Here is a 660-nt window from a genome sequence, read left to right on the forward strand (position 1 = left end):
GCAAAACCAACGGACGACATAAAGATTGGCAGCATGAACGACAGCGCCGTGTTTTGGCCATTCATCACCAGCATCACCACACCAGCCAGAGCCAACGGCGAGATACCAACCACAAGCGTGTTGTGTGTGCCAAAACGTTCCATGAACTTCGGTGCCAACATACAGCCAGCGATGTTAATGACCGCGTTAATGCCAAACCAGAATGTGAACTCATTCATTGAAAGGCCCATGCCTGTCATCAATACCGACGGTGCTGACGTCACGTAAGCTAAGATAACCGCCATGGCCATCAAACATAGTGATGCGTGGAAAATGAAAGATGGCGTGCTCAGTACCGACCAGTAACGACTTACTTTGAATACCGCTTGTTTCTCGGTTGCAGGGTTGGTTTCCTTCATCATCAAGAACATCAACGTTCCTGAGACAACCGCAAAACCAGCCATAAAGCTGAAGTTTGCACGCCAATCGAATTGCTGTGTTAACCAGCTACCTAAGATTGGGGCCAGTGCCGGAATAAAGCAGATCGCACCATTAAGGTAGCTGATCATCTTGCCGCTTTTCTCTGGGCCGAAAATATCGCGAACTGTTGCAAAGGCTGCTACCGATGTCGCACACGCACCTAAGCCTTGTAGCAAACGAGACATCAACATCCACTCAATA

Annotated in this window: 1 protein-coding gene; it reads right to left on the reverse strand. The window is 48.8% G+C overall.

What is annotated here, in order from left to right:
• Positions 1–660, reverse strand: a 660-nt coding sequence (locus R7Z49_RS25505; RefSeq protein ID WP_318112455.1) for an MFS transporter, incomplete at both ends; no start/stop codon positions are given.

Origin of the sequence: Vibrio sp. 1562 (genome assembly GCF_033340155.1) — a bacterium.
Lineage (GTDB): Bacteria > Pseudomonadota > Gammaproteobacteria > Enterobacterales > Vibrionaceae > Vibrio > Vibrio alginolyticus.